We start from the raw sequence: 25,888 nt of genomic DNA, 5'->3' as shown, positions 1-25,888 counted from the left end.
CAGTTTACCCTGATATTTCTCAGCGCCGTCGCGTGCTAAATCAACCTGTTGAATGACAAGCTCTGTTTTGTCTAACGCCAGTCCAGCAAATGTGCGCAGTTGGGCGCTTGTTTCGGACACGGCTCTGAGCTGGGCAAACCATAGCGCAAGCATCACCGGTAGCATAACTACCATGATGATCCCTACCACCCTGAGCATCTTGCGCCGCGCGCTACGATTCATTTCCCGCCCTATATCCCTGCATGTTGTACGCCTGTAGTAATGAAGGCCGGATACTTTGATAAACAGATGATTACGTTGCATGAATCATGCGAAGTTAGCAACCGACTTTTAGTATTAAAAATCTTAAAATTGGTTATGACGATAATATTTTCCCGTAAGCTAAACTGAAAGTATTCGTTCCGTTTCAATTAAGGAAAATAATTATCCAGTACAAGCGGGTAGTTTTAGATAGCACAACAGCGGATCGTTGATTAAACCAAACTTCTGGCCGCATGAAAAAAGAACAAGATGAACATGAAATTTCGTGATAATTGTTCCCCTCTGCTTCGTCGTTTGATTTATTAATAATCAAACGTAACCAGAATATTTTTACGAAGGGCAAAAAATAACGCTTCACTTCACCACGAAAATGGCTGACCGGAGAGGCCTTTTTGCGCGAGCCTCGCGTTCCCCCGTCTCTCGCCGCACTTGCCCTGGCGGGCGTTACGTTGAGGCGACAGCCTCGCTTACAAAGATATATTCTCCATGGTGATAAATCGCCCATTTTTCCACGCCGTGAGACTGGCGAATAAAACAGCAAGTGTGATATAGTTCACACATCTTATGTAACGAGAAACGCTGTTTCATTTCAGTTCGTCTGTATTGTTGAGGATGGGTTTATGGCGACCATTACCACCAGCATGGTTCTCCTGCGCTGGCCATTGTTAAGTGCGGTTTTGATGTTTTTAGCCAGCACGCTGAACATTCAGTTTCGTAAATCTGACTACGCTGGCCTTGCGGTGATCAGCACCCTGCTGGGGCTGGGCGCAGCCTGCTGGTTCGCGACGGGCCTGCTTGGCATTACCCTGCTGGATATCGCTGCCGTTTGGGAAAATATAAAAGTGGTGATGGTGGAAGCCATGAGCCACACGCCGCCAGACTGGCCGATGGTGATTACCTGATCCCTTCATCAATAAAAAAACCCAGACGATGTCTGGGTTTTTTGTTTTCGCATCCGTGGATCAGAACGGGATATCGTCGTCGAAGTCCATTGGCGGTTCGTTAGAAGGCGCCGGAGCAGACTGCTGCTGTGGACGAGACTGCGCGCCGCCGCTGAACTGGTTACCGCCCTGCGGCTGCTGAGGCTGGCCCCAACCGCCCTGCTGCTGGCTCTGACCGCCACCTGCCGGTGCGCCACCGCCCTGACGGCCACCCAGCATCTGCATGGTGCCGCCCACGTTCACCACCACTTCCGTGGTGTATTTCTCAGCGCCGGACTGATCGGTCCATTTGCGGGTACGCAGCTGGCCTTCGATATAGACCTGAGAACCTTTACGAAGATACTCACCGGCCACTTCGGCCAGTTTGCCAAACAGCACAACGCGGTGCCATTCGGTCTGCTCTTTCATCTCACCGGTCGCTTTATCACGCCAGGATTCGGAAGTAGCCAGCGTAATGTTGGCAACTGCGCCACCACTCGGCATGTAGCGTACTTCCGGGTCCTGGCCCAGATTACCGACGAGAATCACCTTGTTTACGCCTCTGCTGGCCATGTTCGTGTCTCCTGAATACGTTTCTTAATAGTGTAAACGCGCGAGTGTACCATTTCCACGCGGCAATTTGCATAGTTGCGTAGTTGGTTCAGAAATCTCTCGCGAACTCGACATTGTTACACAGCCAATCAGAAAATGCATTCCAATACTGTATATTCAAACAGGTCAAATTGTGTCATAATTAGCCGTTTCTGACAGCCGTTTGTCCTTCAAACAAATCAGGCAATCCGTGTTCCAACCGGGAAAGGTGAATGGATAAGATCGAAGTTCGGGGCGCCCGCACCCACAATCTCAAGAATATCAACCTCATAATCCCTCGCGACAAACTCATTGTCGTGACCGGGCTTTCGGGGTCTGGCAAATCCTCACTGGCTTTCGACACTTTGTATGCCGAAGGACAGCGTCGTTACGTTGAATCACTCTCTGCGTACGCGCGTCAGTTCCTGTCGCTGATGGAAAAACCGGATGTCGACCATATTGAAGGGTTATCCCCTGCTATCTCTATTGAGCAGAAGTCCACCTCGCATAACCCGCGCTCAACGGTCGGGACCATTACCGAAATTCATGACTACCTGCGTCTGCTGTATGCCCGCGTGGGCGAGCCGCGCTGCCCGGACCACGACGTCCCGCTGGCGGCCCAGACCGTGAGCCAGATGGTGGATAACGTGCTGTCGCAGCCGGAAGGCAAACGCCTGATGCTGCTTGCGCCGATCATCAAAGAGCGTAAGGGCGAACACACCAAAACGCTGGAAAACCTGGCAAGCCAGGGCTATATCCGCGCCCGTATCGACGGCGAAGTGTGTGACCTGTCCGATCCGCCCAAGCTGGAGCTGCAGAAGAAGCACACCATTGAGGTGGTGATTGACCGTTTCAAAGTCCGTGAAGACCTGGCGACGCGCCTGGCGGAATCCTTTGAAACGGCGCTGGAACTCTCTGGCGGCACGGCCGTGGTCTCCGACATGGACGACCCGAAAGCGGAAGAGCTGCTCTTCTCCGCCAACTTCGCCTGCCCGATTTGTGGCTACAGCATGCGTGAGCTTGAACCGCGCCTGTTCTCGTTCAACAACCCGGCGGGTGCCTGCCCGACGTGTGACGGCCTGGGTGTACAGCAGTATTTCGACCCGGACCGCGTGATCCAAAACCCGGAGCTGTCGCTGGCGGGCGGCGCCATTCGCGGCTGGGACAAGCGTAACTTCTACTATTTCCAGATGCTGAAATCGCTGGCGGAGCACTACAAATTCGACGTTGAAGCCCCGTGGGCAAGCCTGAGCCCGAACGTACACAAAGTGATCCTGTTCGGTTCCGGCAAAGATAACATCGAGTTCAAGTATATGAACGATCGCGGCGATACCTCCGTGCGTCGCCACCCGTTTGAAGGGGTGCTGCACAATATGGAGCGCCGCTACAAAGAGACCGAATCCAGCGCGGTACGTGAAGAGCTGGCGAAGTTCATCAGCAACCGCTCCTGCGCCACCTGTGAAGGCACGCGCCTGCGTCGCGAAGCGCGCCACGTGTTTGTCGAAAACACGGCGCTGCCGACCATCTCAGACATGAGCATCGGCCACGCGATGGACTTCTTCAACAACCTGAAGCTCTCCGGCCAGCGTGCAAAAATTGCCGAAAAAGTGCTGAAAGAGATCGGCGATCGCCTCAAGTTCCTCGTGAACGTCGGCCTGAACTACCTGACGCTTTCCCGCTCGGCAGAAACGCTCTCTGGCGGTGAAGCGCAGCGTATCCGTCTGGCGAGCCAGATTGGCGCGGGCTTAGTCGGCGTGATGTACGTGCTGGATGAGCCGTCCATCGGCCTGCACCAGCGCGACAACGAGCGTCTGCTCGGTACGCTGGTTCACCTGCGCAACCTCGGCAACACGGTGATCGTGGTTGAACACGACGAAGATGCGATCCGCGCGGCTGACCACGTCATCGACATTGGCCCAGGCGCTGGCGTACACGGCGGTCAGGTCGTTGCAGAAGGGACGCTGAAAGACATTATGGCGGTGCCCGAGTCGCTGACCGGTCAGTTCATGAGCGGTAAGCGCAAGATTGAAGTGCCGAAACAGCGCGTAACCGCAGATCCGGAAAAAGTGCTGAAGCTGACCGGCGCGCGCGGTAACAACCTGAAAGACGTGACCCTGACGCTGCCGGTTGGCCTGTTTACCTGTGTTACCGGCGTGTCCGGTTCCGGTAAATCGACGCTGATCAACGACACGCTGTTCCCGATTGCGCAGACGGCGCTGAACGGCGCGACGCTGGCGGAGCCTGCGCCGTACCGCGACATCCAGGGGCTGGAGCATTTCGATAAAGTTATCGACATCGACCAGAGCCCGATAGGCCGCACTCCGCGCTCTAACCCGGCGACCTATACCGGCGTCTTTACGCCCGTACGTGAACTCTTCGCGGGCGTGCCGGAAGCGCGCTCCCGCGGCTATACGCCAGGACGTTTCAGCTTTAACGTGCGCGGCGGACGCTGCGAAGCGTGCCAGGGCGACGGCGTGATCAAGGTTGAGATGCACTTCCTGCCGGATATCTACGTGCCGTGCGACCAGTGCAAAGGCAAGCGCTATAACCGCGAAACGCTGGAGATTAAGTACAAGGGCAAGACCATTCACGAAGTGCTGGACATGACCATCGAAGAGGCGCGCGAGTTCTTTGACGCCGTCCCTGCGCTGGCGCGTAAGCTGCAAACGCTGATGGACGTTGGCCTGACCTACATTCGTCTGGGGCAGTCGGCGACAACGCTTTCCGGTGGTGAAGCGCAGCGCGTGAAGCTGGCGCGTGAGCTGTCAAAACGCGGCACCGGTCAGACGCTGTACATTCTTGATGAGCCGACTACCGGTCTGCACTTTGCCGACATCCAGCAGCTGCTCGAGGTTCTGCATCAGCTCAGAGACCAGGGCAACACTATCGTGGTCATCGAACATAACCTGGACGTGATTAAAACCGCGGACTGGATTGTCGATCTCGGTCCGGAAGGCGGCAGCGGCGGCGGTGAAATTCTCGTCTCCGGCACGCCAGAGACCGTTGCAGAGTGCGAAGCCTCGCACACCGCACGCTTCCTTAAACCGTTGCTGTAATCGTCACACGGAGAGCTGCTGTCGGGTTGTTTCCGGCAGCAGCTCAACCGCCTGCTGATAGGACGCGTCCACCAGGTAGTAAATTTGCGATCCGGGAATGGAACCGTCGAGATACACAGTGCTCCAGTGCGCTTTATTCAGATGCTTGCTTGGTCTGACATCATCGTGCTGCTGACGCAATAAATCGGCCAGCTCCGGGCTGGTTTTCAGCGACGCCGCCGGACGGCCTTCCACCTCTTTCACCATCGCAAACAGCACATCACCGACCTTAATCTGCGTGGCTTTCCAGTCGCTGTGGACGCTTTGCTCCGCGCCCGGCTTGCTCATGCAGTACTGAAGTATCTCCGAAATTGTCATCTTTATTCCCCTTGTAGCGTAGCGATAATTTTACGCGAACCACCGTGAATGCGATGTTCTCCCAGCCAGATCCCCTGCCACGTTCCCAACACCAGCCGCCCGTTGTGAACCGGCAGCATCAGCGATACGCCCAGCAGGGAAGATTTGATATGCGAAGGCATATCGTCCGCTCCCTCATAGTCATGCTCATAAGGCGCGTTGTCCGGGACGCTCTTCAGAAAATGGTGCTCCATGTCGGACCGGACGGTGGGGTCGCAATTTTCATTAAGCGTGAGAGAGGCGGACGTGTGCTGAAGCAGCAAATGCAGCAAACCCGTTTTGACGCGCGACAGGTCGCGGAGTTGCCCGATGACTTCATCCGTCACCAGGTGAAATCCGCGTGGTTTAGCGCTTAAGGTCAGGGTCTGTTGGTACCACATGTGCTGCTCCGTAATGAAAGATGAATCTTTCTAAGTGTGCAGCAAGAAGACGAAAGGTAAAACCCGCAGCAGCGAGATTTGATTAAAAAAGAGTCAAACTCGCTGCCGGGTACTTAATACTCCGAGTTGACGATCACCTCTTCGCCAAACTTTCCGGCCATCGGCAGCGGTCGATAGGTCGAGTTAGAGGCGCGTAATACCCTGATCCCTCTGGCTCCTGCGTCGTGCGCGGCGGTGATGTCGTTATCGGAATCACCATAAAACACTTTGATATTTTTCTTTTCCAGCCACTGGATTTTGGTGTTTTGCCCTTCTTTATCACCCGCAAAAATGACCGGGTTCATGCTGGCAGCCGGGATCAGGAAATCATCCTGTATCGTTTTGGAGACGGTTTCCGTCTTGGTCTGGCTGCGGCCGGTGACAAAGTAAATGCTGTCGCCGCGCTTCACGTGCATGGCGATCAGCGCGCGTGCCACCTCTTTCGGGATGCTGAATTCGTCCCAGCCGTTGTTCATTTTTTCCCAGAATTCCGGGTTCTTCAGATACGCTTCGCTGTCCGGTGAATACGTTTTCTTCCCGCGCCAGAAGCCAGGGCTTGAGAACAGCACGGTATCGTCAATGTCAAAGCCTACGGCCATTGGCGGACGGCCTACCAGACTGTTTTCGATTTGAGCCACAGAGACCCAGTGAATGGGCGCCTGCTCGGCAAGAATGGCGGCAGTGGTGCCGGTGTAAAGCGGCGTCGGGGCAGAAGCTCGAGCCACGACAGCACTGTTAAGTGAGAACAATAAGCAGGCGGCGCTGAGCGCCAGTGTGATCTTGCGCATATTTTCCCCTGAATATTCAGTTTGTTATCGTTTTATTTTGAGTGAATGGTCAAAAAACTATCCGACCATCACCCCAGCGGGAGGTGAAGGGAAGGAGTTTTTGCTTATGAAGCTGAATAAAAAGAAGACGATCACAAAAGGCCGGACAACCTTTTTGTGCGGCCTGATGCCCTCACCCCGGCCCTCTCCCACGGGGAGAGGGAGGGTTGGTAAGTACTTACATCACAGCAGCAAACGCCTGCGCCACGCGATGAACGTTGCTGGCATTTAAACCCGCTACGCACATGCGGCCGCTGGCGATCAGGTAGACGCCAAACTCTTCGCGCAGGCGATCGACCTGTGCCGCACTCAGTCCGGTGTAGCTGAACATTCCGCGCTGCTTGAGCAGGTAGTCGAAGTTATGTCCCGGCACGGCCTCTTTCAGGACGTTAACCAGTTCCTGACGCATCGTCTGAATGCGCTGGCGCATCGCTTCCACTTCCGCAAGCCAGGACGCTTTCAGCTGTTCGTCACCGAGGACCGTCGCCACCACCTGCGCACCAAAGTTTGGCGGGCTGGAGTAGATGCGGCGCACCGTCGCTTTCAGCTGACCCAGCACGCGACCCGCCGCTTCGGCGTCTTCACACACCACGGACAGACCGCCCACGCGCTCGCCGTAAAGCGAGAAGATTTTTGAGAAGGAGTTACTGACCAGCGCTGGCAGCCCGGCGCTGGCCACGGCGCGGATGGCGTAAGCATCGTCTTCCATGCCCGCGCCAAAGCCCTGATAGGCGATGTCGAGGAACGGGATCAGGTTGCGGGCCTTCAGTACCTCAATCACCGCATCCCACTGGGCGTTGGTGAGATCCGCACCGGTCGGGTTATGGCAGCATGGATGCAGCAGCACAATGCTGCGCTCCGGCAGGGTGTTCAGTTTTTCCAGCAGCGCGTCAACGCGCACGCCGTTAGTTTCGCTGTCGAACCACGGATAGGTCGCCACTTTGAAGCCTGCGCCCTCGAAGATCGCAACGTGGTTTTCCCACGTCGGATCGCTGACCCACACGCCTGAATCCGGGAAGTATTTTTTCAGGAAGTCTGCACCCACTTTCAGCGCACCCGAGCCGCCCAGCGTCTGGATGGTCGCCACGCGTTTTTGTGCGAGCACCGCGTGATCGGCACCAAACAGCAGCGGCGCAATGGTGCTGCGATAGGCATTTAACCCTTCCATCGGCAGATAGAGCGACGCACCGTGTGGAACAGCGTTAAGACGCGCTTCAGCTTCGGCAACGGCCTGCAGCTGAGGAATAAAACCCTCGTGGTTGTAATACAAACCGATGCTGAGGTTCACTTTGTCGCTGCGAGGATCTTCTTTGAAACGCTCCATTAAGGAGAGGATAGGGTCGCCGGCATAGGCGTCAACTTTCTGAAACACGCGATGGTTCTCCGGAATTCGATGAGGCAGGGATTTCAACAATAAACCGGAAGTGGGAGAAGGTCGAGAGCGATATCAGGCCTGCCCCTGGATATATCGGCAAATTTGATCGATTCGCGCAGAGAGTGGACCCTGCACGCGCAAAAAGGGGATATTTCGCTGTGACAGCTCCGCTTCATACCACGCCTGCTGCCGATGACGAAACGCCTCATCCTGACGGGTCCCATCCTGCACAAAGGGAAATTCATCCCCGCAGAGTACGACCAGAGAATAGTCGCGTTCGGCTAACTCAATTAATGCCTGCGGTGCGCTGCCAAACTGATCGAGCGTGTAAAACAAGGTCGTTAAAGGTGATGTATCGCACACCAGGTAAGGCGCGATACAGGATAATTCCTCTCGGCGCACTTGCTCCCGGGCTATATGCAGCAAATCCTCCAGCTCAAGAACGCCATTCTTTGCTTCCCAGTGTTCACGACCATACTCGGCAACGTACGGGACGTTTAGCGTCTGCGCCAGTGCCTTAGAAAGTGTGCTTTTGCCCGTTGATTCTCCACCTAATAAGCAGATGCGGAAAACAAAGCTGCGATAAACCTCAGGGGACATCATCTTACGATAACGATGAACATCAGAACGTATGCGCGTTCCCGAAGGGGCGTCAGGTTCCAATGAACGCTGGAGACGAACGTGCGCAACCGGTCGTCCGAAACGTTGGCTCAACACACTGGCAAACCCGTCGCCATAATCTTCGGCAGTAAATACCGCCTGTGGCTGACAATGCAGGATGTCTTCACACAGCGTGGCAACGTAATGACGATGCAGATCGGCGTCAGCGTCGTTCGGTGGGGGCGGCGCAATATCGTAAGACGCCATCACCTGCGGAGAAAGCACAAGATGGCGACATTGCGGGAAGCGCATCGTTAACCAGTGAAGTCGTTTTTCAGGTTCATAACCGCGTATTTCCGGCACCGAATAGCTAATGATAAAGACCGTCTCGCACTGCTCAAGAGCCGCATTGATAAGCGCTTCATGCCCTGAATGCAAAGGTGCAAATTTGCCCACAACCAGGCCGCTGGCATAACACTTCATTGCGCGCGGATCTCCCTACGCCACTGATAAAGCCCGTGCCACGCATTAAACCAAAACAGCAGATATAACCCGGCGGTCAGATGCAGGTCCCTCATCGCATACAGCGGTACCGCTAGCGTGTTAACGGCAATCCAGACGTACCAGTTTTCCAGGCGTCGTCCCATCAGCATAAACTGAGCAAGAACGCTGAATGTCAAAATGATGGAATCCAGCCAGGGCGCCCAGGCATTGGTGTAGAGATGCAATATAAGTCCGTACACCGCCGCCACGCTCATGGCACAGGCCAGCAGAATAAAAAAATGCCCCGGTCTGGTACGCCGGACGGGCAGTACGTCCCCGCGATTGCCTTTCAGCCAGTGCAGCCAACCGGTTATGCTCGTGATAATGAAGAAGAACTGAAGGGTAACGTCAGCATATAGCTGCACAGAATAGAAGACCCAGGCATAAAGCCCGCAGCCTATGATGCCTATCCACCACGTATGGATGTTATTTCTGGCAGCCAGCCAGACGGAGAGCGCGTAGGCCAGACAAGCAGCGAGTTCGAAAGGGGACATTATCCTTCCCTGGAATAAAATGTTAGTCGATGTACTTCATCGCGACCCTTGACGTCAGGCGCGTGATAAGTTCGTAAGCACTCACTTTCGTTAATTCCGCAATGCGTTCAACGGGCAAACCTTCGCCCCACATCACCACCGCATCGCCTGCTTTGTCCTGCGCTTCAGGCCCCAGATCGACACAAATCATGTCCATCGCCACGCGACCAACAATCTTCACTTCACGACCATTGACCAGCACAGGCGTGCCCGTCGGCGCGGCGCGCGGATAACCGTCACCATATCCCATCGCCACCACGCCCAGCCGCGTATCGCGTTCGCTGGTCCATGTGCCGCCGTAGCCCACCGGCTCACCGGCTTTGTGCTCGCGCACGGCGATCAGGTTAGAGACAAGGGACATCACCGGCTGGAAGCCGAAATCTGGCCCCCAGGGTTTACCCTCCAGCGGCGACACACCGTAAAGGATAATGCCCGGGCGAGCCCAGTCGAAGTGCGACTGCGGCCAAAGCAGAATGCCGCCCGATGCCGCAATTGAGCGCATCCCCGGTTTGCCTTCGCAGAAGGTGTTGAAGATATCGAGCTGCTTCTCGGTCGCCCCGCACTCGGGCTCATCGGCACGGGCAAAGTGGCTGACGATGTTCACCGGCTGGCGCACGTTTTTGCACCGGCATAAACGCTGATAAAACGCCTCTGCGTTTTCCGGGCGCACGCCCAGACGGTGCATGCCCGTGTCGAGCTTCATCCATACGGTCACCGGCTCGCTCAGCTCGGCGGTTTCGAGTGCCGCGAGCTGTTCTTCATTGTGTACCGCCGTGTGCAGATGCTGGTCGGCAATGGTTGGCAGATCCGACGCTTCAAAAAAGCCTTCGAGGAGCAGAATGGGTTGGGTAATACCGCCCGCGCGCAGGCGGAGGGCTTCTTCAAGACGGGCTACGCCAAAGGCGTCGGCATCGGGGAGCGTTCGCGCGGTCTCGAGAAGACCGTGTCCGTAAGCGTTCGCTTTCACGACTGCAACGAGCTTGCTGGCGGGTGCCAGTTCGCGCAAACGTTGCAGGTTGTGTCGCAGAGCGCGGCGGTTAATCACTACAGTTGCCGCTTGCATGTAAAATCCTTATTCGTCGTCGTACTGCGGTCCCGCATAGTTATCAAAGCGCGACCATTGTCCGTTAAAGGTCAGACGTACCGTACCGATGGGGCCGTTACGTTGCTTACCAATAATAATTTCAGCAATCCCTTTCAGGTCGCTGTTCTCGTGATAAACCTCATCACGGTAGATGAACATGATTAAGTCGGCATCCTGCTCGATGGAGCCGGATTCACGCAGATCGGAGTTGACCGGGCGCTTGTCGGCACGTTGTTCCAGAGAGCGGTTAAGCTGCGACAGCGCCACCACCGGCACGTGCAGCTCCTTGGCTAACGCCTTGAGCGAGCGGGAAATCTCTGCAATTTCCAGCGTACGGTTGTCGGAGAGCGACGGGACGCGCATCAGCTGAAGGTAGTCGATCATGATAAGGCCGATGCCGCCGTGTTCGCGGGCGATACGGCGCGCGCGGGAACGGACCTCCGTCGGCGTCAGGCCGGACGAGTCATCGATATAGATGTTCCGTTTTTCCAGCAGAATGCCCATGGTGCCGGAGATGCGCGCCCAGTCTTCATCATCGAGCTGGCCGGTACGAATGCGGGTCTGATCCACGCGCGACAGCGACGCCAGAGAACGCATCATAATCTGCTCGGAGGGCATCTCAAGACTGAAGATCAGCACCGGCTTATCCTGCAACATCGCCGCGTTTTCGACGAGGTTCATCGCAAAAGTGGTTTTACCCATCGACGGACGCGCCGCGACGATAATCAAATCCGACGGCTGCAGGCCAGCGGTTTTCTTATTGAGGTCGTCATAGCCGGTGTTTACGCCGGTTACACCGTCGTGCGGCTGCTGGAACAGCTGTTCGATACGCGCAACGGTAGCGTCGAGCACATCGGCAATGTTTTTTGGGCCTTCGTCTTTATTGGCGCGGCTTTCAGCGATTTTAAAGACGCGGGATTCGGCGAGGTCGAGCAGGTCTTCGCTGGTACGACCCTGCGGATCAAAACCGGCCTCGGCGATCTCGTTCGCCACAGAGATCATTTCACGCACAACGGCACGTTCACGCACGATGTCGGCGTAAGCGCTAATATTCGCCGCACTTGGCGTGTTTTTTGACAGTTCCGCCAGATAGGCAAACCCGCCGCAGCTGTCGAGTTGCCCCAGTCGCTCAAGCGATTCCGCGAGCGTGATCAGGTCGATCGGGCTGCCCGACTCCTGCAGACGCGCCATTTCGGTAAAGATATGGCGGTGCGGACGGGTATAGAAATCTTCCGCCACGACGCGCTCGGCGACGTCGTCCCAGCGTTCATTATCCAGCATTAAACCGCCCAACACCGACTGTTCCGCTTCAATCGAGTGCGGCGGGACTTTTAACCCGGCGACCTGGAAATCACGTTCGCGGGGTTCAGTCTGTTTGTTGAAGGGTTTGTTTCCTGCCATAGTGAATGGAGTTACCGAGATAAAGAGTGGGTCGAAAGATTACCATATTTTTCTTACGGAGGGAGCATGGCAACGCGCATTGAATTCCAGAAACATGGTGGACCAGAGGTGCTTAAAGCGGTGGAGTTTACCCCCGCCACACCTGGTGAAAATGAAATCCAGGTTGAAAACAAAGCGATTGGCATTAACTACATTGACACCTACATTCGCGGCGGTCTCTACCCGCCTCCGTCGATGCCGAGCGGGCTGGGAACGGAGGCGGCGGGTGTGGTCATCAACGTGGGCAACGCCGTTAAGCATATTAAAGAAGGCGACCGCGTGGTGTATGCGCAATCTGCTCTCGGCGCTTACAGTTCCGTACACAATGTTCCCGCAGACAAGGCCGCCCTTCTGCCTAACGCGATCTCCTTTGAGCAGGCTGCTGCCTCGTTCCTGAAAGGACTGACGGTGTTTTACCTGCTGCGTAAAACCTATGAGATCAAACCTGACGAGCAGTTCCTCTTTCATGCCGCAGCAGGTGGCGTGGGGCTGATCGCCTGCCAGTGGGCGAAGGCACTGGGCGCGAAGCTTATCGGCATCGTCGGCAGCGCGCAGAAAGCACAGCGTGCGCTGCAGGCCGGTGCATGGCAGGTCATCAACTACCGTGAAGAGAGCATTGCTGAACGGCTAAAAGAGATCACGCACGGACAAAAAGTGCGGGTCGTGTATGACTCGGTGGGGAAAGATACCTGGGAAGCCTCGCTGGACTGCCTGCAGCGCCGTGGTCTGATGGTGAGCTTCGGGAATGCGTCAGGCGCGGTAACCGGCGTTAACCTGGGCATTCTGAACCAGAAGGGTTCTCTGTATGTGACTCGCCCTTCCCTGCAAGGATACATCACCAACCGGGAAGAACTGGAGGAAGCCAGCAACGAACTGTTCTCGCTGATCGCCAGCGGCGTGATCAAAGTGGACGTGGCGGATGCGCAGAAATACGCACTGACCGATGCGCAGCGCGCGCATGAGGTGCTGGAAAGCCGGGCGACGCAGGGCTCAAGCCTGCTGATCCCCTAGGCCCTAAAAAGAAATTGGGCTTCCCGTGGGAAGCCCTTTCTTTTTTTAGTTCGGCTGTATGTAGGGTACAGCTCGATGAATTCTTTAGCGGCAGTCATAGTGACAGATTCGATAAGTAAATCCTATTCTGTTCTAAGGCATGCTGCCGGAAAAGTTACAAGTATGTGACGAACCCCTCAATACCTTAGTAACGGAAGCGGTTATTGCGCTGATAACTGGGCACTTTTGGCGTTTTTATCGCCCGTATCACCCATACCACCGCGACAGCCAGCAGCAACCAGGGTAACAGTTTGAGCATCAACGCAAATAATCCGCCGATAAACATCACTACCGTTGCCACAACGATCGCCGCGAGAATGCCGAGCAGCGAAATGCCCGTCACCATCAGCATCACAAAAAAGCCAATCACAAAAAGTAGTTCCAGCATGGTGTTCTCCCACGAGCCCCGAATGATGCAGAAAGCATTACAAGAATCATGCCAAACGTAACCAATTGTTCTCAAAGAAAAACGCCCCGCAACGTTGTGCGGGGCGTGGTGAATTTGACGATCTTTTAGTGAAAATTAACGCTTGTCTGCAACCAGACGCAGCGCGTGCTCCAGCACCTCAATATCCGCACCGGCTTTATGTGCATTCTCGCTCAGGTAACGACGCCACTGGCGCGCGCCCGGGATCCCCTGGAACAGGCCGAGCATATGCCGGGTGATATGACCAAGATAAGTGCCGTTGCTCAACTCGCGCTCAATGTAAGGGTACATCGCACGCACGACGGCAACCGGATCGGTGTCTGCGCCTTCGATGCCAAAGATTTCACGATCGACCGTCGCCAGAATGCCCGGGTTCTGATACGCCTCGCGCCCGACCATCACGCCATCCATATGTTCCAGATGCGCTTTGGCCTCTTCCAGCGACTTGATGCCACCGTTAATGGACATCGTAAGGTGCGGGAAGTCACGCTTCAGCTGATACACGCGCGGGTAGTCCAGCGGCGGGATCTCACGGTTCTCTTTCGGGCTGAGGCCGGAGAGCCAGGCTTTTCGCGCGTGGATGATGAACATCTCGCACTCGCCTTTCCCGGATACCGTATTGATGAAATCGCACAGGAATTCGTAGCTGTCCTGGTCATCAATGCCGATACGGGTTTTGACCGTTACCGGGATAGAGACGACGTCGCGCATGGCTTTGATGCAGTCCGCCACCAGCTGCGCGTTACCCATCAGGCACGCGCCGAACATGCCGTTTTGCACGCGATCGGAAGGACAACCAACGTTCAGGTTTATTTCGTCATAGCCGCGTTCTTCGGCCAGCTTCGCGCACTGCGCCAGCGCGGTCGGATCGCTGCCGCCCAGCTGCAGGGCAACCGGATGCTCTTCTTCGCTATAGGCCAGATAGTCGCCCTTACCGTGAATAATTGCCCCGGTTGTCACCATTTCGGTATACAGCAGCGTATGGCGGGAGAGCTGACGCAGGAAGTAACGGCAGTGTCTGTCCGTCCAGTCGAGCATCGGCGCAATGGAGAAACGGTGTGCAGGGAAAGCAGTCTGTAATTCTGACGACATGGCGAAGTTTTAAGCATCTGGTGGAAAAGGGGCGCTACTATAGCACAAAGAAAAGCCGGAGGCGCAGCGCCTCCGGTTCTCGTTAAAACGTCATGCTTAGCTGTGCCCCTGCGCCCCAGGTTTCGTCCTCGCCGTACAGGCCCATCAGGTCAACGTGGACGGTGTTAAACGGCGCAAAACCAACACCGCCGGTAAAGACATTGCTGTCATTGCCTTTCATATCCGCCCGATAACCGGCACGCACGGCGAGCCAGCTGAGCGGCGTCACCTCGGCACCGACGCCAACATATTGCGAGGTATCTTCGCTTTTAAAGCCCTTGGTTTCGGTCAGATCGCCATCAGCCGTCAGGGTCACAAGATCGGTATGCCACGCCGCACCCGCCGTGACAACAGGGCTGATTTGATAGGTATCACGCACCCCACCCACCTCTTTGGTGTCGATATCACGCGAGAAAAGGTTTTGTCCGGTCAGGCCAACCGTCCAGTTTTCCCCGAAGTCCGCCGCAAGACCGGCATCGACGTTAAAGCCAGTATCATCATTGCGGTAACGGCTGCTGTTGATGTCGCCACTGTCGAAGTTGTAAATCGAGACGGTGTAGTTATAGAGCCAGGTCTTTTGCAGCTTCGGCGTGATACCCAATGAAACCGGCACACCGCTGATATCAAACTGACGCGCGACCGTCACGCCATAGTCCGAAACGATTGCCGCGCGGCCAAAGCCTTTTGATTTTAGATTATTAGGGTTAACCGTTAGCGCGGTCGCGGGAACAGCCTCAACACCGCGCAATATGTCGATATCGCCCTGATCGATGTAAGAGCTGACGCGTGCACGCGCATTCGCTTTCGCCACAAAGGCGACGGAGAGCACGTCATTAGGAATACTGACGGCGATCCCCCCACCCGCTTTACCGCTGGCGGTTTTTCCTTTCAGGGAATCCAGCTGATCGGCAAGATCGCCCGCAGCAGAAGAGACCTGCTGAGAAGCAGGGCTGAGCGGATTTAAGAGATCGATGAGGTTGATGTTGTCCAGCGTGCTGCGATAGCGGCTTACATCGTCGCTGATATCATCGATTTTATCCCGTAGGTTATCTTTGTCTGAAATCTGCGCGCCGATGGACGGCAGGATCACCGTGATACCATCGTCAGGTTTCGCTTTCGCCAGTAATGCCGGGTTGATTAATGTACCGCTGCCGTAGGTTCCTGCTGCAACGCCCGTTCCCCCCATCGCGTCACTGCGCGCTTCTGTCCAGGTATTGGCTGCTCCCGCCTGATTTGCCATAAAAAAGGAGACAGCAATGCTAACCACCGAAAATTTAAAATATTTTTTCACAGTATGCCCGTTATAGTCTGTTATGAAATAACCCCTGTCTGTTATCACCCAAACAGGAACGAACTATTGCTGTGAATAAGTAGTAAAAGACCCGCTATTTCTTTCCCTAAGTAAAATTCCCTTACGGCCTGTTGTAATTTGTGACGGCCCTCAATATTTATAGAAGAGGAAAATTATTTCCGCTCGGGTTTTCCATTGTGCGGCCCAAAAAATTGAGGAGGATGATCTACCCAGCGGTCCTCACGCGTCGCGGCATAGACCGGGTTCAGCGGATAGTAGATGCGGTTTTGCTTTTTGTTGGCCTCGCCGACAACCAGCAACCGTACCTCTTCATCAGTGTTGTTTATAAAGGTATGGCAAACGCCCGTCCCGGCGGGGAACCCCACGCTGTCTCCTGGTTCAAGCTTCCACAGGTAGCCGTTTATCCAGGCCTCCGGATGCCCTTCAAGCACATAAATAAACTCTTCTTCGTCGCTTTCCGCATGCGGATAAGACGTACGACGCCCTGGCGGCAAACGCTCATGATGAATACCAATGCGGCCTAAGCCTAGCCTGCGAGCGAGGGGCGCGCCGATGGAAAAAAGTTCGTCACTGTCGGGATAGGTCGAATCGTCAGCACCTTCCACATCTTTCCAGTGCTTAATACAGTCAGGTCTTTTCATGGTTAATTCCCCGAATTGCGATGCGTCAGGTATAGCACAGCCTGGTGGATCTCGGTGTTTTTACCAGAACATGATAAAGTGAGGGTTTTCCATCCTATACATCCGAGGTGCTAAATGGATAAGTCCACAAAAGAGCTGTTAGCGCAGGCCGAAAAGCTGTGTGCGCAACGCAATGTGCGCCTGACTCCGCAGCGCCTCGAGGTCTTGCGCCTGATGAGCCTGCAACAGGGTGCCATCAGCGCATATGACCTGCTGGACTTGCTGCGCGCAAGCGAACCGCAGGCAAAACCGCCTACGGTTTATCGCGCGCTGGATTTCCTGCTGGAACAAGGTTTTGTACACAAGGTTGAATCGACCAATAGCTATGTACTGTGCCATCTGTTCGATCAGCCAACCCATACCTCAGCCATGTTTATCTGCGATCGCTGCGGTGCGGTAAAGGAAGAGGGTGCGGAAGGCGTGGAAGATATTATGCATACGCTGGCGGCTAAAATGGGCTTCGCCCTGCGTCATAACGTGATTGAAGCGCACGGGCTGTGCTCGGCGTGCGTGGAGGTGGAAGCCTGCCGTCATCAGGACGCCTGTCAGCACGACCACTCTATTCTCGTGAAGAAAAAGCCGCGTTAACGGCAAAAGAAAAGGCGGCTTAGAGCCGCCCTGTGGGTTATTCAGCGTTACCAGCGGTAGTCATTACGGGTTTCCCAGTCTTTGACTTCGGTTTCCGCCTGGTCTTTCGCGTAGCCGTAACGTTCCTGAATTTTACCGACAAGCTGATCGCGTTTACCTTCAATGACGGTCATATCGTCATCCGTCAGCTTACCCCACTGTTCTTTCGCTTTACCTTTGAACTGCTTCCAGTTGCCGCCGATTTCGTCTTTATTCATCATCGTGTCCTCTTAGTTAAGCGTTGGGTCGTAACGTCCGTTACGTTCTTTTCTGCTGGACGTGATAATTATTGTAGTTAAGGATTCGGCGGTTGATTTCATATTCGGAATCTTTAACCGTCACGATATATCGTGACGGGAAGGGAGCCAGGTATTGTTTTGCCAGTGGCGGTGCCAGATGAATGCCAGCGACAATCCGCGCAGCGACAGGAAAACCGCCAGCGCCAGCCATAAACCGTGATTACCCAAATACGGTAAGGTCAGCAGCGTGAGGCCAAAGCCTGCAGCCGCGACGGCCATGCTGTTACGCATCTCCGCGCCGCGGGTTGCGCCAATAAACATGCCATCCAGCAGATAACACCAGACGCCCACCACCGGTAAGATCACCTGCCAGATGAGATAGTGGCTCGCCAGTTCGCGTAATGCCGGTAACGACGTGAGTAACGCGATAATGTCGCTGCCGAAACAGGCATAAATCAGTGCGAACGCCAGCGCGACCAGACCTGACTGACGGCAAGCCGCCCGCCACACCTCGTGGAGCTGGCCAGTTTCACGCGCACCGTATGCCTGCCCGGAGTGCGCCTCCACGGCGTAAGCAAAGCCGTCCAGCGCATACGCGGTAAACGTCAGCAATGTCATCAGCACCGCATTTACCGCAACGATCTCAGGCCCAAGACGGGCACCAAAAACCGTTAACGCACCAAAACAGAGCTGTAGCAGGAGCGAGCGCAGCATGATGTCCCGGTTCAGCGCCAGCAGCTTGCGGATGTTGCCGCGCCACGCGGTTTTCAGCATGACCAGGGAAACCCCACGCAGGGCCAGTACGCGCCAGACCATCCACAGACCGATGATAAACGTGCCGTATTCTGCGACTGCGGTTGCCAACGCCGCGCCCTGTACGTTCATGTGCAGACCCATCACCAGCCAGAGGTCGAGCACGATGTTCAAAAGGTTTCCCACCACCAGCAGGATGACCGGCGCACGAGCGTACTGCACGCCCAGCAGCCAGCCCAGCAGAACCAGGTTTGCCAGCGATGCGGGCGCACTGAGCCAGCGAATTTCAAGAAAGCGCCTGGCCTGCTCAAGTACCGCCTCGCTCCCGCCCACAATATGCAGCGCCAGATCAATCAGCGGCGTGCGAAACAGAACGATTAACGCGCCAGCCCCAAGCGCCAGAACGAGTGGTTGCACCAGCGCGCGCGCCAGTCGCAGCGGATCTTTCGCGCCATAGGCTTGTGCCGTCAGCCCCGTGGTACTCATGCGTAAGAAGAGCAGGAGCATAAAGAGAAAACTGGTTGCCGTTGCGCCAATCGCCACGCCGCCCAGATAAACGGGAGAATCCAGATGACCAATCACCGCGGTGTCCACCAGGCCAAGCAAAGGAACGGTGATATTGGAAAAAATCATCGGCAGTGCAAGACGCCACAATGCCTTATCAGAAGCTGTAAGCAGTGACATGAAAGATACCGGGAATGGGAAATGAGTCAGGCTACGGAGTCCCGCAGCCTGTCAGGAAGAGGTTACAGCCATTCACCGTTGCGGATAACGCCAACGGCCAGACCTTCAATGGAGAAGTTCTGTTCGCGCAGATCCACCACAATCGGGGAGAATTCGTTATTTTCGGGCAGCAGCTGTACGGTGTTACCCTGTTTCTTCAGTCGCTTGACGGTCACTTCATCATCAATACGCGCGACCACAACCTGACCGTTACGCACATCCTGGGTTTTGTGAACGGCCAGCAGATCGCCATCAAGAATGCCGATATCTTTCATGGACATCCCGCTGACGCGCAGCAGGAAATCTGCACTCGGCTTGAACATACCAGGATCGACCTGATAGTGACCTTCAATATGCTGCTGGGCCAACAGAGGTTCACCCGCGGCGACACGGCCAACCAGCGGAATGCCTGTCTCTTCTTCCACCAGCAGACGAATGCCGCGAGACGCGCCAGACACAATTTCAATCACACCTTTGCGCGCCAGCGCTTTCAGATGTTCCTCGGCCGCATTTGGAGAACGGAAGCCCAGACGCTGCGCGATTTCCGCACGCGTGGGTGGCATACCCGTCTGGCCGATATGATCCCGGATGAGATCAAACACCTCTTGCTGCCTGGTCGTTAACGCTTTCATTCCGCCCCCTGGGTGTATATACAGTTATGCTGTGAGTATATACAGTCAAAGGCGATTTTGGAACCAAAAACTGCACAAAAAACCAGGGACTTAATTATTCCTCGAGGCTCATCGGAAATGTGACCAAAGCAGCGTGACCCAGGTGATCGCTGCCGTGATAATCGCCAGCAGCACAGCGGCAGACCCCATGTCTTTCGCACGGCCAGAAAGTTCGTGGAAATCTGAACCGATACGGTCCACAACCGCCTCAATAGCGCTATTGAGAATTTCCACTATCATCACCAAAAGAACAGAGCCGATGAGAAGCACGCGGGTAATAGCATCAACATCAAGGAAACAGGCGATGATAACCGCGACGATAGCGGCAACGCCCTCCTGGCGAAACGCGGCTTCATTGACCCATGCGGCACGGAAACCTTTCCATGAATAGCCAGCAGCTTTGATGATTCGGGTTAACCCAGTGGTATTATTGGCCATTAAAAGAACCTTTTATTGGAAAAAGCGTCACTAACTATAAGCGCAGCGCGTTTTGCTGCAGCCTGAAGTATGACGGGTAACAACAGAAATTTTGCGCGCTTTCTGTTATCCTTGCGCCGCAATTGCATTATTAACCAGAGGCTTTACATCGTTTATGTCCGGCTGGCCACGAATTTACTACAAATTACTTAATTTACCATTAAGCGTCCTGGTAAAAAGTAAGTCTATCCCAGCAGAACCTGCGCTGGAATTAGGGCTCGATACGTCGCGCCCTATTATGTACGTTTTGCCTTATAACTCGAAGGCAGACCTGCTGACGCTTCGCGCCCAATGTCTGGCGCATGATTTACCTGACCCACTTGAACCGCTTGAAGTTGATGGCACTCTGCTGCCGCGCTATGTGTTTATCCACGGCGGACCACGCGTGTTTACCTATTACACGCCGAAAGAAGAGTCCATCAAGCTGTTCCATGACTATCTCGACCTGCACCGCAGCAATCCCGATCTGGATGTGCAGATGGTGCCGGTCTCAGTGATGTTTGGTCGCCGTCCGGGCCGCGAAAAAGGCGAAGAGAATCCGCCGCTGCGTATGCTCAACGGCATCCAGAAGTTCTTCGCGGTCTCCTGGCTGGGACGCGACAGCTTTGTACGCTTCTCCCCTTCCGTTTCGCTGCGCCGTATGGCGGACGAGCACGGCACCGACAAGATCATCGCGCAAAAACTGGCGCGTGTGGCGCGTATGCACTTCGCACGCCAGCGTCTGGCTGCCGTTGGGCCTCGTCTCCCGGCGCGTCAGGATCTGTTCAACAAGCTGCTGGCCTCCAAAGCGATTGCCCGCGCGGTTGAAGACGAAGCGCGCAGCAAGAAGATTTCCCACGAGAAAGCACAGCAGAACGCCATTGCGCTGATGGAAGAGATTGCGGCTAACTTCTCCTACGAGATGATTCGTCTCTCCGACCGTATCCTGAGCTTCACCTGGAACCGTCTCTATCAGGGCATTAACGTCCACAACGCCGAGCGCGTACGCCAGCTGGCCCACGACGGCCATGAAATTGTCTATGTGCCCTGCCACCGCAGCCACATGGACTACCTGCTGCTCTCCTATGTGTTGTATCACCAGGGACTGGTACCACCGCACATTGCGGCGGGCATCAACCTGAACTTCTGGCCAGCAGGCCCGATCTTCCGCCGTCTGGGTGCGTTCTTCATCCGTCGTACCTTTAAGGGCAACAAGCTCTACTCCACCGTATTCCGTGAATATCTCGGCGAGCTGTTCAGCCGCGGCTATTCCGTTGAATACTTCGTGGAGGGCGGTCGTTCCCGTACCGGTCGTCTGCTCGATCCGAAAACCGGCACGCTGTCGATGACCATCCAGGCAATGCTGCGCGGCGGTACGCGTCCGATCACGCTGGTGCCGATCTACATTGGCTATGAACACGTCATGGAAGTGGGCACTTACGCGAAAGAACTGCGCGGTGCGACCAAAGAGAAAGAGAGCCTGCCGCAGATGCTGCGCGGCCTGAGCAAGCTGCGCAATCTTGGCCAGGGATACGTGAACTTTGGCGAACCGATGCCATTGATGACGTATCTGAACAACCATGTTCCGGAGTGGCGCGAGTCTATCGATCCTATCGAAGCGGTACGTCCGGCGTGGCTGACGCCTACGGTGAACGGTATTGCTGCCGAGCTGATGGTGCGCATCAACAACGCAGGCGCGGCGAACGCCATGAACCTGTGCTGTACCGCGCTTCTGGCCTCTCGCCAGCGCTCACTCACCCGTGAGCAGCTGACCGAGCAGCTTGATTGCTACCTGAACATTATGCGCAACGTGCCGTACTCGGTTGATTCGACCGTGCCTTCTGCTACCGCGAGCGAGCTTATCGACCACGCGCTGCAGATGAACAAGTTCGAAGTCGAGAAAGACACCATCGGTGACATCATCATCCTGCCGCGCGAGCAGGCCGTGCTGATGACGTACTACCGCAACAACATCACGCATATGCTGATGCTGCCGTCGCTGATGGCGGCCATTATTACCCAGCATCGCCGCATTTCACGTCAGGAACTCTTGCGCCATCTTGAAGCTATCTACCCGATGCTGAAAGCGGAGCTGTTCCTGCGCTGGAGTAAAGATGAGCTGGCGGTTGAGCTGGATAAAATGACGGAAGAGATGCGTCGTCAGGGGCTGATTACCCTGAATAATGACGAGCTGCATATCAACCCGTCGCGTTCCCGCACCCTGCAGTTGCTGGCCGCCGGTGCGCGTGAAACGCTGCAGCGCTACGCCATCACCTTCTGGCTGCTCAGCGCGAACCCGTCGATCAACCGCGGTACGCTGGAAAAAGAGAGCCGGACGCTGGCACAGCGCCTGTCTGTTCTGCACGGCATTAACGCGCCGGAATTCTTCGACAAAGCGGTATTCAGCTCACTGGTGCTGACGCTGCGTGATGAAGGGTTTATCAGCGATACGGGCGATGCCGAACCGGAAGAGACGCTCAAGATTTACCAGATGCTGGCCGAGCTGATTACCTCGGACGTGCGTTTAACGATCGAAAGCGCGACGCAGGGCGAGTGATGTAAAAAAGCCGGGTGGCGGCTTCGCCTTACCCGGCCTACGTTCCTGCATGACATGTAGGCCCGGTAAGCGCTAGCGCCACCGGGCTTCTTTTTAGCCAAAGTAACTCATCGCCAGCCCTAAAAACAGCACCAGACCGACGTAGTTATTATTTAAAAACGCTTTGAAGCAGGCTTCACGCTCGCGCTTCGCAATCAGCTTCTGCTGATACGCAAACAGCAGTCCCGCCACCAGCACGGACCAGTAAAACTCCCAGTTCAGCCCGTTCAGGCGACCAATCGCCACCATCAGCGCCAGCACCGCCACCTGCAAAATGCCGATAATCAGTTTGTCCTGACGGCCAAACAGAATCGCCGTCGACTTGATGCCAATCTTGAGATCGTCATCGCGGTCGACCATCGCGTACTGCGTATCGTACGCCACGGCCCAGAGAATATTCGCCAGGAACATCAGCCAGCAGCTGAGCGGAACAGACTCGCTAACTGCGGCAAATGCCATCGGAATCGACCAGCCAAATGCCGCGCCCAGCACCACCTGCGGCAGATGGGTGTAGCGCTTCATAAACGGATAGACCCAGGCCAGCGCCAGCGCGGCGACAGACAGCAGGATCGTCATGGTGTTAAGCGTTAGCACCAGCAGGAAGGAGAGCAGCACCAGCACTACAAACAGCGTACGCGCCTCTTTTTCCGTAACCTGGCCGCTGGGCAGCGGGCGATTAGCCGTTCGCTTTACATGTCCATCAAATTTCCGGTCGGCATAGTCGTTGACTACACATCCTGCAGCACGCATCAGCCAGACACCGGCAACAAACACGGCCAGGATCCACAGCGGCGGGACGCCCGGCGTCGCCACCCACAGCGCCCATAAGGTTGGCCACAGCAGCAGCAACGCGCCAATCGGTTTATCCGTTCGCATTAAGCGGTGATAGGCCAGCAGCTTGTTTTGCGTCAGGCTCCACTCCATTTTGTCTTCCTCTCAGTACAACGGCGATGCCGGTAAAAAAAGCTCCGTCAATATTAACGGTTTACCACTCAGACGAAGGCGGGAACGACGCCCCCACAGGTCGGCATCACGGCCAATCTCAATAAAATCTCGGGTCAGTTCAGACGAGGTGAAAAGATACCGCCCCAGCGGCGTTTTCCCCAATCGTTGCAGGGCAAGTTCTGGTCCGGAAAGGGTAGACTCAGGCACCACTGTTCGCCCGGCAAGCCACGGCTCGCCGTCAGCACACAATAAAATTTCACGCAGCCAGTAGCGATCTTCTTTCGGTAGCAGCGGCAGCTCGCTGGCGATGTCATCGGCAGAGACAAACCCTTCCTGAATCATCGTCACCGTGACCGTTTTGCCCTGTTGCTCAAAACGTTTCGTCATGGAATCTTCCAACAGCAACCAGTCCAGTTGCTCCGGGTCAAGCGCAGGTATTTGGTCGAAATAGCGCAGCGCACGCAGTTGCGTAAGCGCGGGGTGTGACATGCCAGACTCTCCGATACATAACGTAATGGCATTGTATCGCAGAAACGCAGATAGAGGGCGTTCAAACGTTATTTAGCGATCACTATCGCAACAATGGCGCAACAGCGCGATGAGAACCAAAAAAAGTGCGCCCACTCAGGCGCACTAAACTACTAACAAATCAGCACTGTGGGGAAACGGTTACCCCTTGCCTTTTACACTGCTGATAAAGGTGGAACGGGCAGTGGTTGAACCTAAACGTTCAGCTTCATCAAGCAGCTTCAGCGCTTTGTCGACATCGCCGCGCTTCACTGCCTGCTTAATGGCATTGTTGAAGTACGCTTCGGTGTCGTTCAGTACCGGCTCAGATGGCTTCGTTGGTGCCGGAGCAGGGGCCGATGCAGCCACAGGCGCGGCAGCAGCAGGTGCGGCATAGACTGGTGCAGCGGTGTTTCCTACCGTCACAGGGCCCGGGCCGGATGAGCCGAACAGTGGGCCGACGAGTACGCTTGAAGCACTGTTGGTAGAGACTTTCAGTTTGACCAGACCATCAGTGGTATGACGAGCAAGCGGGTCCGGAATATCCGGGACAGAGTTTCCGGTGCCTTTCGCGTAGGCTTTCGCCGGGTCAACCAGCTTTGTCGTCTTCTGCAAATCTTTTTCTGTTGTGAATACCAGGACGTAAATCTTCTGCTGGCCCAGGGCTGGTGTCAGGCGCATCACGCCTTCCAGTCGGTCAGCGCTCATTACACCCGGTTCCTGATAGCTAAAATAGTCGCTCGGGAAGTAGGCTGATGGCGTCATGTTTTGATCGAGGATCAGAACGTTAGGCGCGAATACGCTGGTTTGCTTGTTCACTTCGCTGGTCAGCGTCAGGGTCAGTTCGCCAATATTGGCGGGCACGCTAAATGCCGCAACCGGGCCGCTGATACCAGGCACGTTCAGGGATTGACCACCGGCAGAAAGCTGAGTGGTTTGTACTTTTGACTGATCAACTGGCGTCCACACCAGCTGCTGGAGTGCCGCCGCCGGAATCGCTGGCGCAGCACTGGTATTTTGCGGAACGAAATTGACGTCTGCAAAGGTGACAGCCGGAACGCAGGCCAGCAGCCCCGCAGAGAGGCACAGCGCGACGAGACTTTTCTTCATTTTCATTGTTATTACCTCTGATAGCGTGAGCACTGCGGTGGCCAGGCAATAGCGCGCAGCACCCTAAGGAGAGAGGGGCTTACGCCCCTCTTTTTAGGTCATTACGTCAGGTCTAACGAATTACCACCAGATTTCCATCTGGGCACCGAAGGTCCACTCATCGTTGTCGCCACGGCTGAAGGTTTTCGCGGAGGTATCGCTATACGCTACGCCAGAGGTGTAGCCGGTATCGCCATTGTTCGCGTAGCCCCATTTCTCATCCCACTTCGCGTAGGTTGCGAAGACACGGATAGCCGGACGAGACCAGATGCTGTCGCCTGCCTGCCATTGCTGTGCCAGGGTGATTTTGTACTGGCTGTTTTTGTCGTCAGTTTTCTGAGATTTAACGTTGTCGTAGCCTACTTCCAGCAGGGTGCTCATGATCGGCGTCCATTTGAACATTGGACGAACACCCACGGTCCACCACTCGGTGCCGTTGTTGTTGTCACGATCGATGTTCTGGTACATACCGACGTACATCAGGTCCCAACGGTCTGCCAGGGTGATTGCACCGTGGTCCAGCACACGCCACATGGAGCCGTCGTTATCGATGCTGCCGCCCTGTGGGATACCTTTG

Annotated in this window: 26 protein-coding genes and 1 pseudogene; 5 read left to right on the top strand and 22 right to left on the bottom strand. The window is 55.5% G+C overall.

All coding sequences use genetic code 11. From position 1 onward, the window contains the following. A pseudogene (locus tag K5E19_RS22675) lies at positions 1-222 on the bottom strand (EAL domain-containing protein); the annotation flags it as partial. 659 nt (positions 223-881) lie between these two features. Between K5E19_RS22675 and K5E19_RS22670 the strand changes: the two are divergent. Beyond that, positions 882-1,163 carry a YjcB family protein gene (locus K5E19_RS22670; RefSeq protein WP_008503385.1) on the top strand — a complete coding sequence of 94 codons (282 nt, stop codon included), beginning with the start codon at positions 882-884 and terminating at the stop codon, positions 1,161-1,163. Positions 1,164-1,223: 60 nt separating this feature from the next. On the opposite strand, the gene ssb1 is transcribed toward K5E19_RS22670, so the two are convergent. Further along, on the bottom strand, positions 1,224-1,754 hold the full coding sequence (ssb1, locus tag K5E19_RS22665) for a single-stranded DNA-binding protein SSB1 (RefSeq protein WP_023310055.1): 531 nt from the start codon (positions 1,752-1,754) through the stop codon (positions 1,224-1,226). 251 nt (positions 1,755-2,005) lie between these two features. Between ssb1 and uvrA the strand changes: the two genes are divergently transcribed. Continuing rightward, positions 2,006-4,828, top strand: coding sequence for an excinuclease ABC subunit UvrA (gene uvrA / locus K5E19_RS22660; RefSeq protein WP_221553192.1), 2,823 nt, complete (start codon positions 2,006-2,008; stop codon positions 4,826-4,828). A gap of 3 nt (positions 4,829-4,831) precedes the next feature. Here the strand turns inward: uvrA and K5E19_RS22655 are convergent, their stop codons facing one another. The 8 genes from K5E19_RS22655 to dnaB all read right to left on the bottom strand — a co-directional run bounded on the left by K5E19_RS22655 (position 4,832) and on the right by dnaB (position 12,006). Further along, a complete protein-coding gene (locus K5E19_RS22655) occupies positions 4,832-5,185 on the bottom strand; it encodes an MmcQ/YjbR family DNA-binding protein (protein ID WP_023310053.1) in 354 nt (117 codons plus the stop codon). Positions 5,186-5,187: 2 nt separating this feature from the next. Next, the gene (locus tag K5E19_RS22650) at positions 5,188-5,604 is read right to left on the bottom strand and encodes a secondary thiamine-phosphate synthase enzyme YjbQ (RefSeq protein ID WP_221553190.1); all 417 of its coding nucleotides are present in this window, start codon (positions 5,602-5,604) and stop codon (positions 5,188-5,190) included. 113 nt (positions 5,605-5,717) lie between these two features. Next, a complete protein-coding gene (aphA, locus tag K5E19_RS22645) occupies positions 5,718-6,431 on the bottom strand; it encodes an acid phosphatase AphA (RefSeq protein ID WP_221553188.1) in 714 nt (237 codons plus the stop codon). Positions 6,432-6,648: 217 nt separating this feature from the next. Then, the gene (gene tyrB / locus K5E19_RS22640) at positions 6,649-7,842 is read right to left on the bottom strand and encodes an aromatic amino acid transaminase (RefSeq protein WP_221553186.1); all 1,194 of its coding nucleotides are present in this window, start codon (positions 7,840-7,842) and stop codon (positions 6,649-6,651) included. Positions 7,843-7,917: 75 nt separating this feature from the next. After that, positions 7,918-8,928, bottom strand: coding sequence for an AAA family ATPase (locus K5E19_RS22635; RefSeq protein ID WP_221553185.1), 1,011 nt, complete (start codon positions 8,926-8,928; stop codon positions 7,918-7,920). Beyond that, entirely contained in the window at positions 8,925-9,482 is a 558-nt protein-coding gene (pnuC, locus tag K5E19_RS22630; protein WP_221553184.1) for a nicotinamide riboside transporter PnuC, read from the bottom strand. Before pnuC ends, K5E19_RS22635 begins: the two co-directional genes overlap by 4 nt. A 22-nt stretch (positions 9,483-9,504) precedes the next feature. After that, positions 9,505-10,584 (bottom strand): alanine racemase, encoded by a 1,080-nt coding sequence (gene alr / locus K5E19_RS22625; protein WP_221553183.1) that lies wholly within the window; start codon positions 10,582-10,584, stop codon positions 9,505-9,507. 9 nt (positions 10,585-10,593) lie between these two features. Next, on the bottom strand, positions 10,594-12,006 hold the full coding sequence (gene dnaB / locus K5E19_RS22620) for a replicative DNA helicase (protein WP_023310046.1): 1,413 nt from the start codon (positions 12,004-12,006) through the stop codon (positions 10,594-10,596). A 66-nt stretch (positions 12,007-12,072) separates the two neighbouring features. Here dnaB and K5E19_RS22615 point away from each other — a divergent pair, with 66 nt between their 5' ends. Next, a complete protein-coding gene (locus tag K5E19_RS22615) occupies positions 12,073-13,056 on the top strand; it encodes a quinone oxidoreductase (RefSeq protein ID WP_221553182.1) in 984 nt (327 codons plus the stop codon). Positions 13,057-13,240: 184 nt separating this feature from the next. On the opposite strand, the gene pspG is transcribed toward K5E19_RS22615, so the two are convergent. The 4 genes from pspG to K5E19_RS22595 all read right to left on the bottom strand — a co-directional run bounded on the left by pspG (position 13,241) and on the right by K5E19_RS22595 (position 16,606). Then, on the bottom strand, positions 13,241-13,483 hold the full coding sequence (gene pspG / locus K5E19_RS22610; RefSeq protein WP_221553181.1) for an envelope stress response protein PspG: 243 nt from the start codon (positions 13,481-13,483) through the stop codon (positions 13,241-13,243). 135 nt (positions 13,484-13,618) lie between these two features. Next, entirely contained in the window at positions 13,619-14,614 is a 996-nt protein-coding gene (gene dusA / locus K5E19_RS22605) for a tRNA dihydrouridine(20/20a) synthase DusA (RefSeq protein ID WP_221553180.1), read from the bottom strand. Positions 14,615-14,696: 82 nt separating this feature from the next. Continuing rightward, positions 14,697-15,944 carry a conjugal transfer protein TraF gene (gene traF / locus K5E19_RS22600; RefSeq protein WP_148401244.1) on the bottom strand — a complete coding sequence of 416 codons (1,248 nt, stop codon included), beginning with the start codon at positions 15,942-15,944 and terminating at the stop codon, positions 14,697-14,699. 173 nt (positions 15,945-16,117) lie between these two features. After that, complete coding sequence (locus K5E19_RS22595) at positions 16,118-16,606, bottom strand: cupin domain-containing protein (protein WP_221553179.1); 489 nt, start codon at positions 16,604-16,606, stop codon at positions 16,118-16,120. Between the two features lie 114 nt (positions 16,607-16,720). Here K5E19_RS22595 and zur point away from each other — a divergent pair, with 114 nt between their 5' ends. Further along, the gene (zur, locus tag K5E19_RS22590) at positions 16,721-17,233 is read left to right on the top strand and encodes a zinc uptake transcriptional repressor Zur (protein WP_221553178.1); all 513 of its coding nucleotides are present in this window, start codon (positions 16,721-16,723) and stop codon (positions 17,231-17,233) included. A gap of 47 nt (positions 17,234-17,280) precedes the next feature. Here zur and K5E19_RS22585 read toward each other — a convergent pair whose 3' ends face one another. From K5E19_RS22585 to K5E19_RS22570, 4 genes are all read right to left on the bottom strand, one after another. Next, positions 17,281-17,490 carry a CsbD family protein gene (locus K5E19_RS22585; protein ID WP_211449571.1) on the bottom strand — a complete coding sequence of 70 codons (210 nt, stop codon included), beginning with the start codon at positions 17,488-17,490 and terminating at the stop codon, positions 17,281-17,283. 120 nt (positions 17,491-17,610) lie between these two features. Further along, positions 17,611-18,948, bottom strand: a complete 1,338-nt coding sequence (gene dinF / locus K5E19_RS22580; RefSeq protein ID WP_221553177.1) for an MATE family efflux transporter DinF — start codon at positions 18,946-18,948, stop codon at positions 17,611-17,613. A 62-nt stretch (positions 18,949-19,010) separates the two neighbouring features. Further along, positions 19,011-19,619 (bottom strand): transcriptional repressor LexA, encoded by a 609-nt coding sequence (gene lexA / locus K5E19_RS22575; RefSeq protein ID WP_013095053.1) that lies wholly within the window; start codon positions 19,617-19,619, stop codon positions 19,011-19,013. Between the two features lie 108 nt (positions 19,620-19,727). After that, positions 19,728-20,096, bottom strand: coding sequence for a diacylglycerol kinase (locus K5E19_RS22570; RefSeq protein WP_014830281.1), 369 nt, complete (start codon positions 20,094-20,096; stop codon positions 19,728-19,730). Positions 20,097-20,250: 154 nt separating this feature from the next. Here K5E19_RS22570 and plsB point away from each other — a divergent pair, with 154 nt between their 5' ends. Continuing rightward, positions 20,251-22,671, top strand: a complete 2,421-nt coding sequence (plsB, locus tag K5E19_RS22565; protein ID WP_221553176.1) for a glycerol-3-phosphate 1-O-acyltransferase PlsB — start codon at positions 20,251-20,253, stop codon at positions 22,669-22,671. 93 nt (positions 22,672-22,764) lie between these two features. On the opposite strand, the gene ubiA is transcribed toward plsB, so the two are convergent. The 4 genes from ubiA to K5E19_RS22545 all read right to left on the bottom strand — a co-directional run. Then, a complete protein-coding gene (gene ubiA, locus K5E19_RS22560) occupies positions 22,765-23,634 on the bottom strand; it encodes a 4-hydroxybenzoate octaprenyltransferase (protein WP_221553175.1) in 870 nt (289 codons plus the stop codon). 12 nt (positions 23,635-23,646) lie between these two features. Beyond that, positions 23,647-24,144 (bottom strand): chorismate lyase, encoded by a 498-nt coding sequence (gene ubiC, locus K5E19_RS22555; RefSeq protein ID WP_089598607.1) that lies wholly within the window; start codon positions 24,142-24,144, stop codon positions 23,647-23,649. A gap of 180 nt (positions 24,145-24,324) precedes the next feature. Continuing rightward, positions 24,325-25,278, bottom strand: a complete 954-nt coding sequence (gene malM, locus K5E19_RS22550; RefSeq protein WP_126546107.1) for a maltose operon protein MalM — start codon at positions 25,276-25,278, stop codon at positions 24,325-24,327. A 114-nt stretch (positions 25,279-25,392) separates the two neighbouring features. Further along, positions 25,393-25,888 (bottom strand): carbohydrate porin (locus K5E19_RS22545; protein ID WP_221553174.1); only part of this gene is annotated, 496 nt, incomplete at its 5' end.

The organism is Enterobacter sp. RIT637 (assembly GCF_019718755.1).
Taxonomy (GTDB): Bacteria; Pseudomonadota; Gammaproteobacteria; order Enterobacterales; family Enterobacteriaceae; genus Enterobacter.
The sequence above is the reverse complement of the archived record's forward strand: the minus strand, read 5'-3'. Positions and strand labels throughout refer to the sequence as shown.

What these genes read in the sequence shown, in the direction of transcription:
- K5E19_RS22670 (WP_008503385.1), top strand. Translation starts at nt 882, where the DNA reads ATGGCGACCATTACCACCAGCATGGTTCTCCTGCGCTGGCCATTGTTA.
- ssb1 (WP_023310055.1), bottom strand. Translation starts at nt 1,754, where the DNA reads ATGGCCAGCAGAGGCGTAAACAAGGTGATTCTCGTCGGTAATCTGGGC.
- uvrA (WP_221553192.1), top strand. Translation starts at nt 2,006, where the DNA reads ATGGATAAGATCGAAGTTCGGGGCGCCCGCACCCACAATCTCAAGAAT.
- K5E19_RS22655 (WP_023310053.1), bottom strand. Translation starts at nt 5,185, where the DNA reads ATGACAATTTCGGAGATACTTCAGTACTGCATGAGCAAGCCGGGCGCG.
- K5E19_RS22650 (WP_221553190.1), bottom strand. Translation starts at nt 5,604, where the DNA reads ATGTGGTACCAACAGACCCTGACCTTAAGCGCTAAACCACGCGGATTT.
- aphA (WP_221553188.1), bottom strand. Translation starts at nt 6,431, where the DNA reads ATGCGCAAGATCACACTGGCGCTCAGCGCCGCCTGCTTATTGTTCTCA.
- K5E19_RS22635 (WP_221553185.1), bottom strand. Translation starts at nt 8,928, where the DNA reads ATGAAGTGTTATGCCAGCGGCCTGGTTGTGGGCAAATTTGCACCTTTG.
- pnuC (WP_221553184.1), bottom strand. Translation starts at nt 9,482, where the DNA reads ATGTCCCCTTTCGAACTCGCTGCTTGTCTGGCCTACGCGCTCTCCGTC.
- alr (WP_221553183.1), bottom strand. Translation starts at nt 10,584, where the DNA reads ATGCAAGCGGCAACTGTAGTGATTAACCGCCGCGCTCTGCGACACAAC.
- dnaB (WP_023310046.1), bottom strand. Translation starts at nt 12,006, where the DNA reads ATGGCAGGAAACAAACCCTTCAACAAACAGACTGAACCCCGCGAACGT.
- K5E19_RS22615 (WP_221553182.1), top strand. Translation starts at nt 12,073, where the DNA reads ATGGCAACGCGCATTGAATTCCAGAAACATGGTGGACCAGAGGTGCTT.
- pspG (WP_221553181.1), bottom strand. Translation starts at nt 13,483, where the DNA reads ATGCTGGAACTACTTTTTGTGATTGGCTTTTTTGTGATGCTGATGGTG.
- dusA (WP_221553180.1), bottom strand. Translation starts at nt 14,614, where the DNA reads ATGTCGTCAGAATTACAGACTGCTTTCCCTGCACACCGTTTCTCCATT.
- K5E19_RS22595 (WP_221553179.1), bottom strand. Translation starts at nt 16,606, where the DNA reads ATGAAAAGACCTGACTGTATTAAGCACTGGAAAGATGTGGAAGGTGCT.
- zur (WP_221553178.1), top strand. Translation starts at nt 16,721, where the DNA reads ATGGATAAGTCCACAAAAGAGCTGTTAGCGCAGGCCGAAAAGCTGTGT.
- K5E19_RS22585 (WP_211449571.1), bottom strand. Translation starts at nt 17,490, where the DNA reads ATGAATAAAGACGAAATCGGCGGCAACTGGAAGCAGTTCAAAGGTAAA.
- dinF (WP_221553177.1), bottom strand. Translation starts at nt 18,948, where the DNA reads ATGTCACTGCTTACAGCTTCTGATAAGGCATTGTGGCGTCTTGCACTG.
- lexA (WP_013095053.1), bottom strand. Translation starts at nt 19,619, where the DNA reads ATGAAAGCGTTAACGACCAGGCAGCAAGAGGTGTTTGATCTCATCCGG.
- K5E19_RS22570 (WP_014830281.1), bottom strand. Translation starts at nt 20,096, where the DNA reads ATGGCCAATAATACCACTGGGTTAACCCGAATCATCAAAGCTGCTGGC.
- plsB (WP_221553176.1), top strand. Translation starts at nt 20,251, where the DNA reads ATGTCCGGCTGGCCACGAATTTACTACAAATTACTTAATTTACCATTA.
- ubiA (WP_221553175.1), bottom strand. Translation starts at nt 23,634, where the DNA reads ATGGAGTGGAGCCTGACGCAAAACAAGCTGCTGGCCTATCACCGCTTA.
- ubiC (WP_089598607.1), bottom strand. Translation starts at nt 24,144, where the DNA reads ATGTCACACCCCGCGCTTACGCAACTGCGTGCGCTGCGCTATTTCGAC.
- malM (WP_126546107.1), bottom strand. Translation starts at nt 25,278, where the DNA reads ATGAAAATGAAGAAAAGTCTCGTCGCGCTGTGCCTCTCTGCGGGGCTG.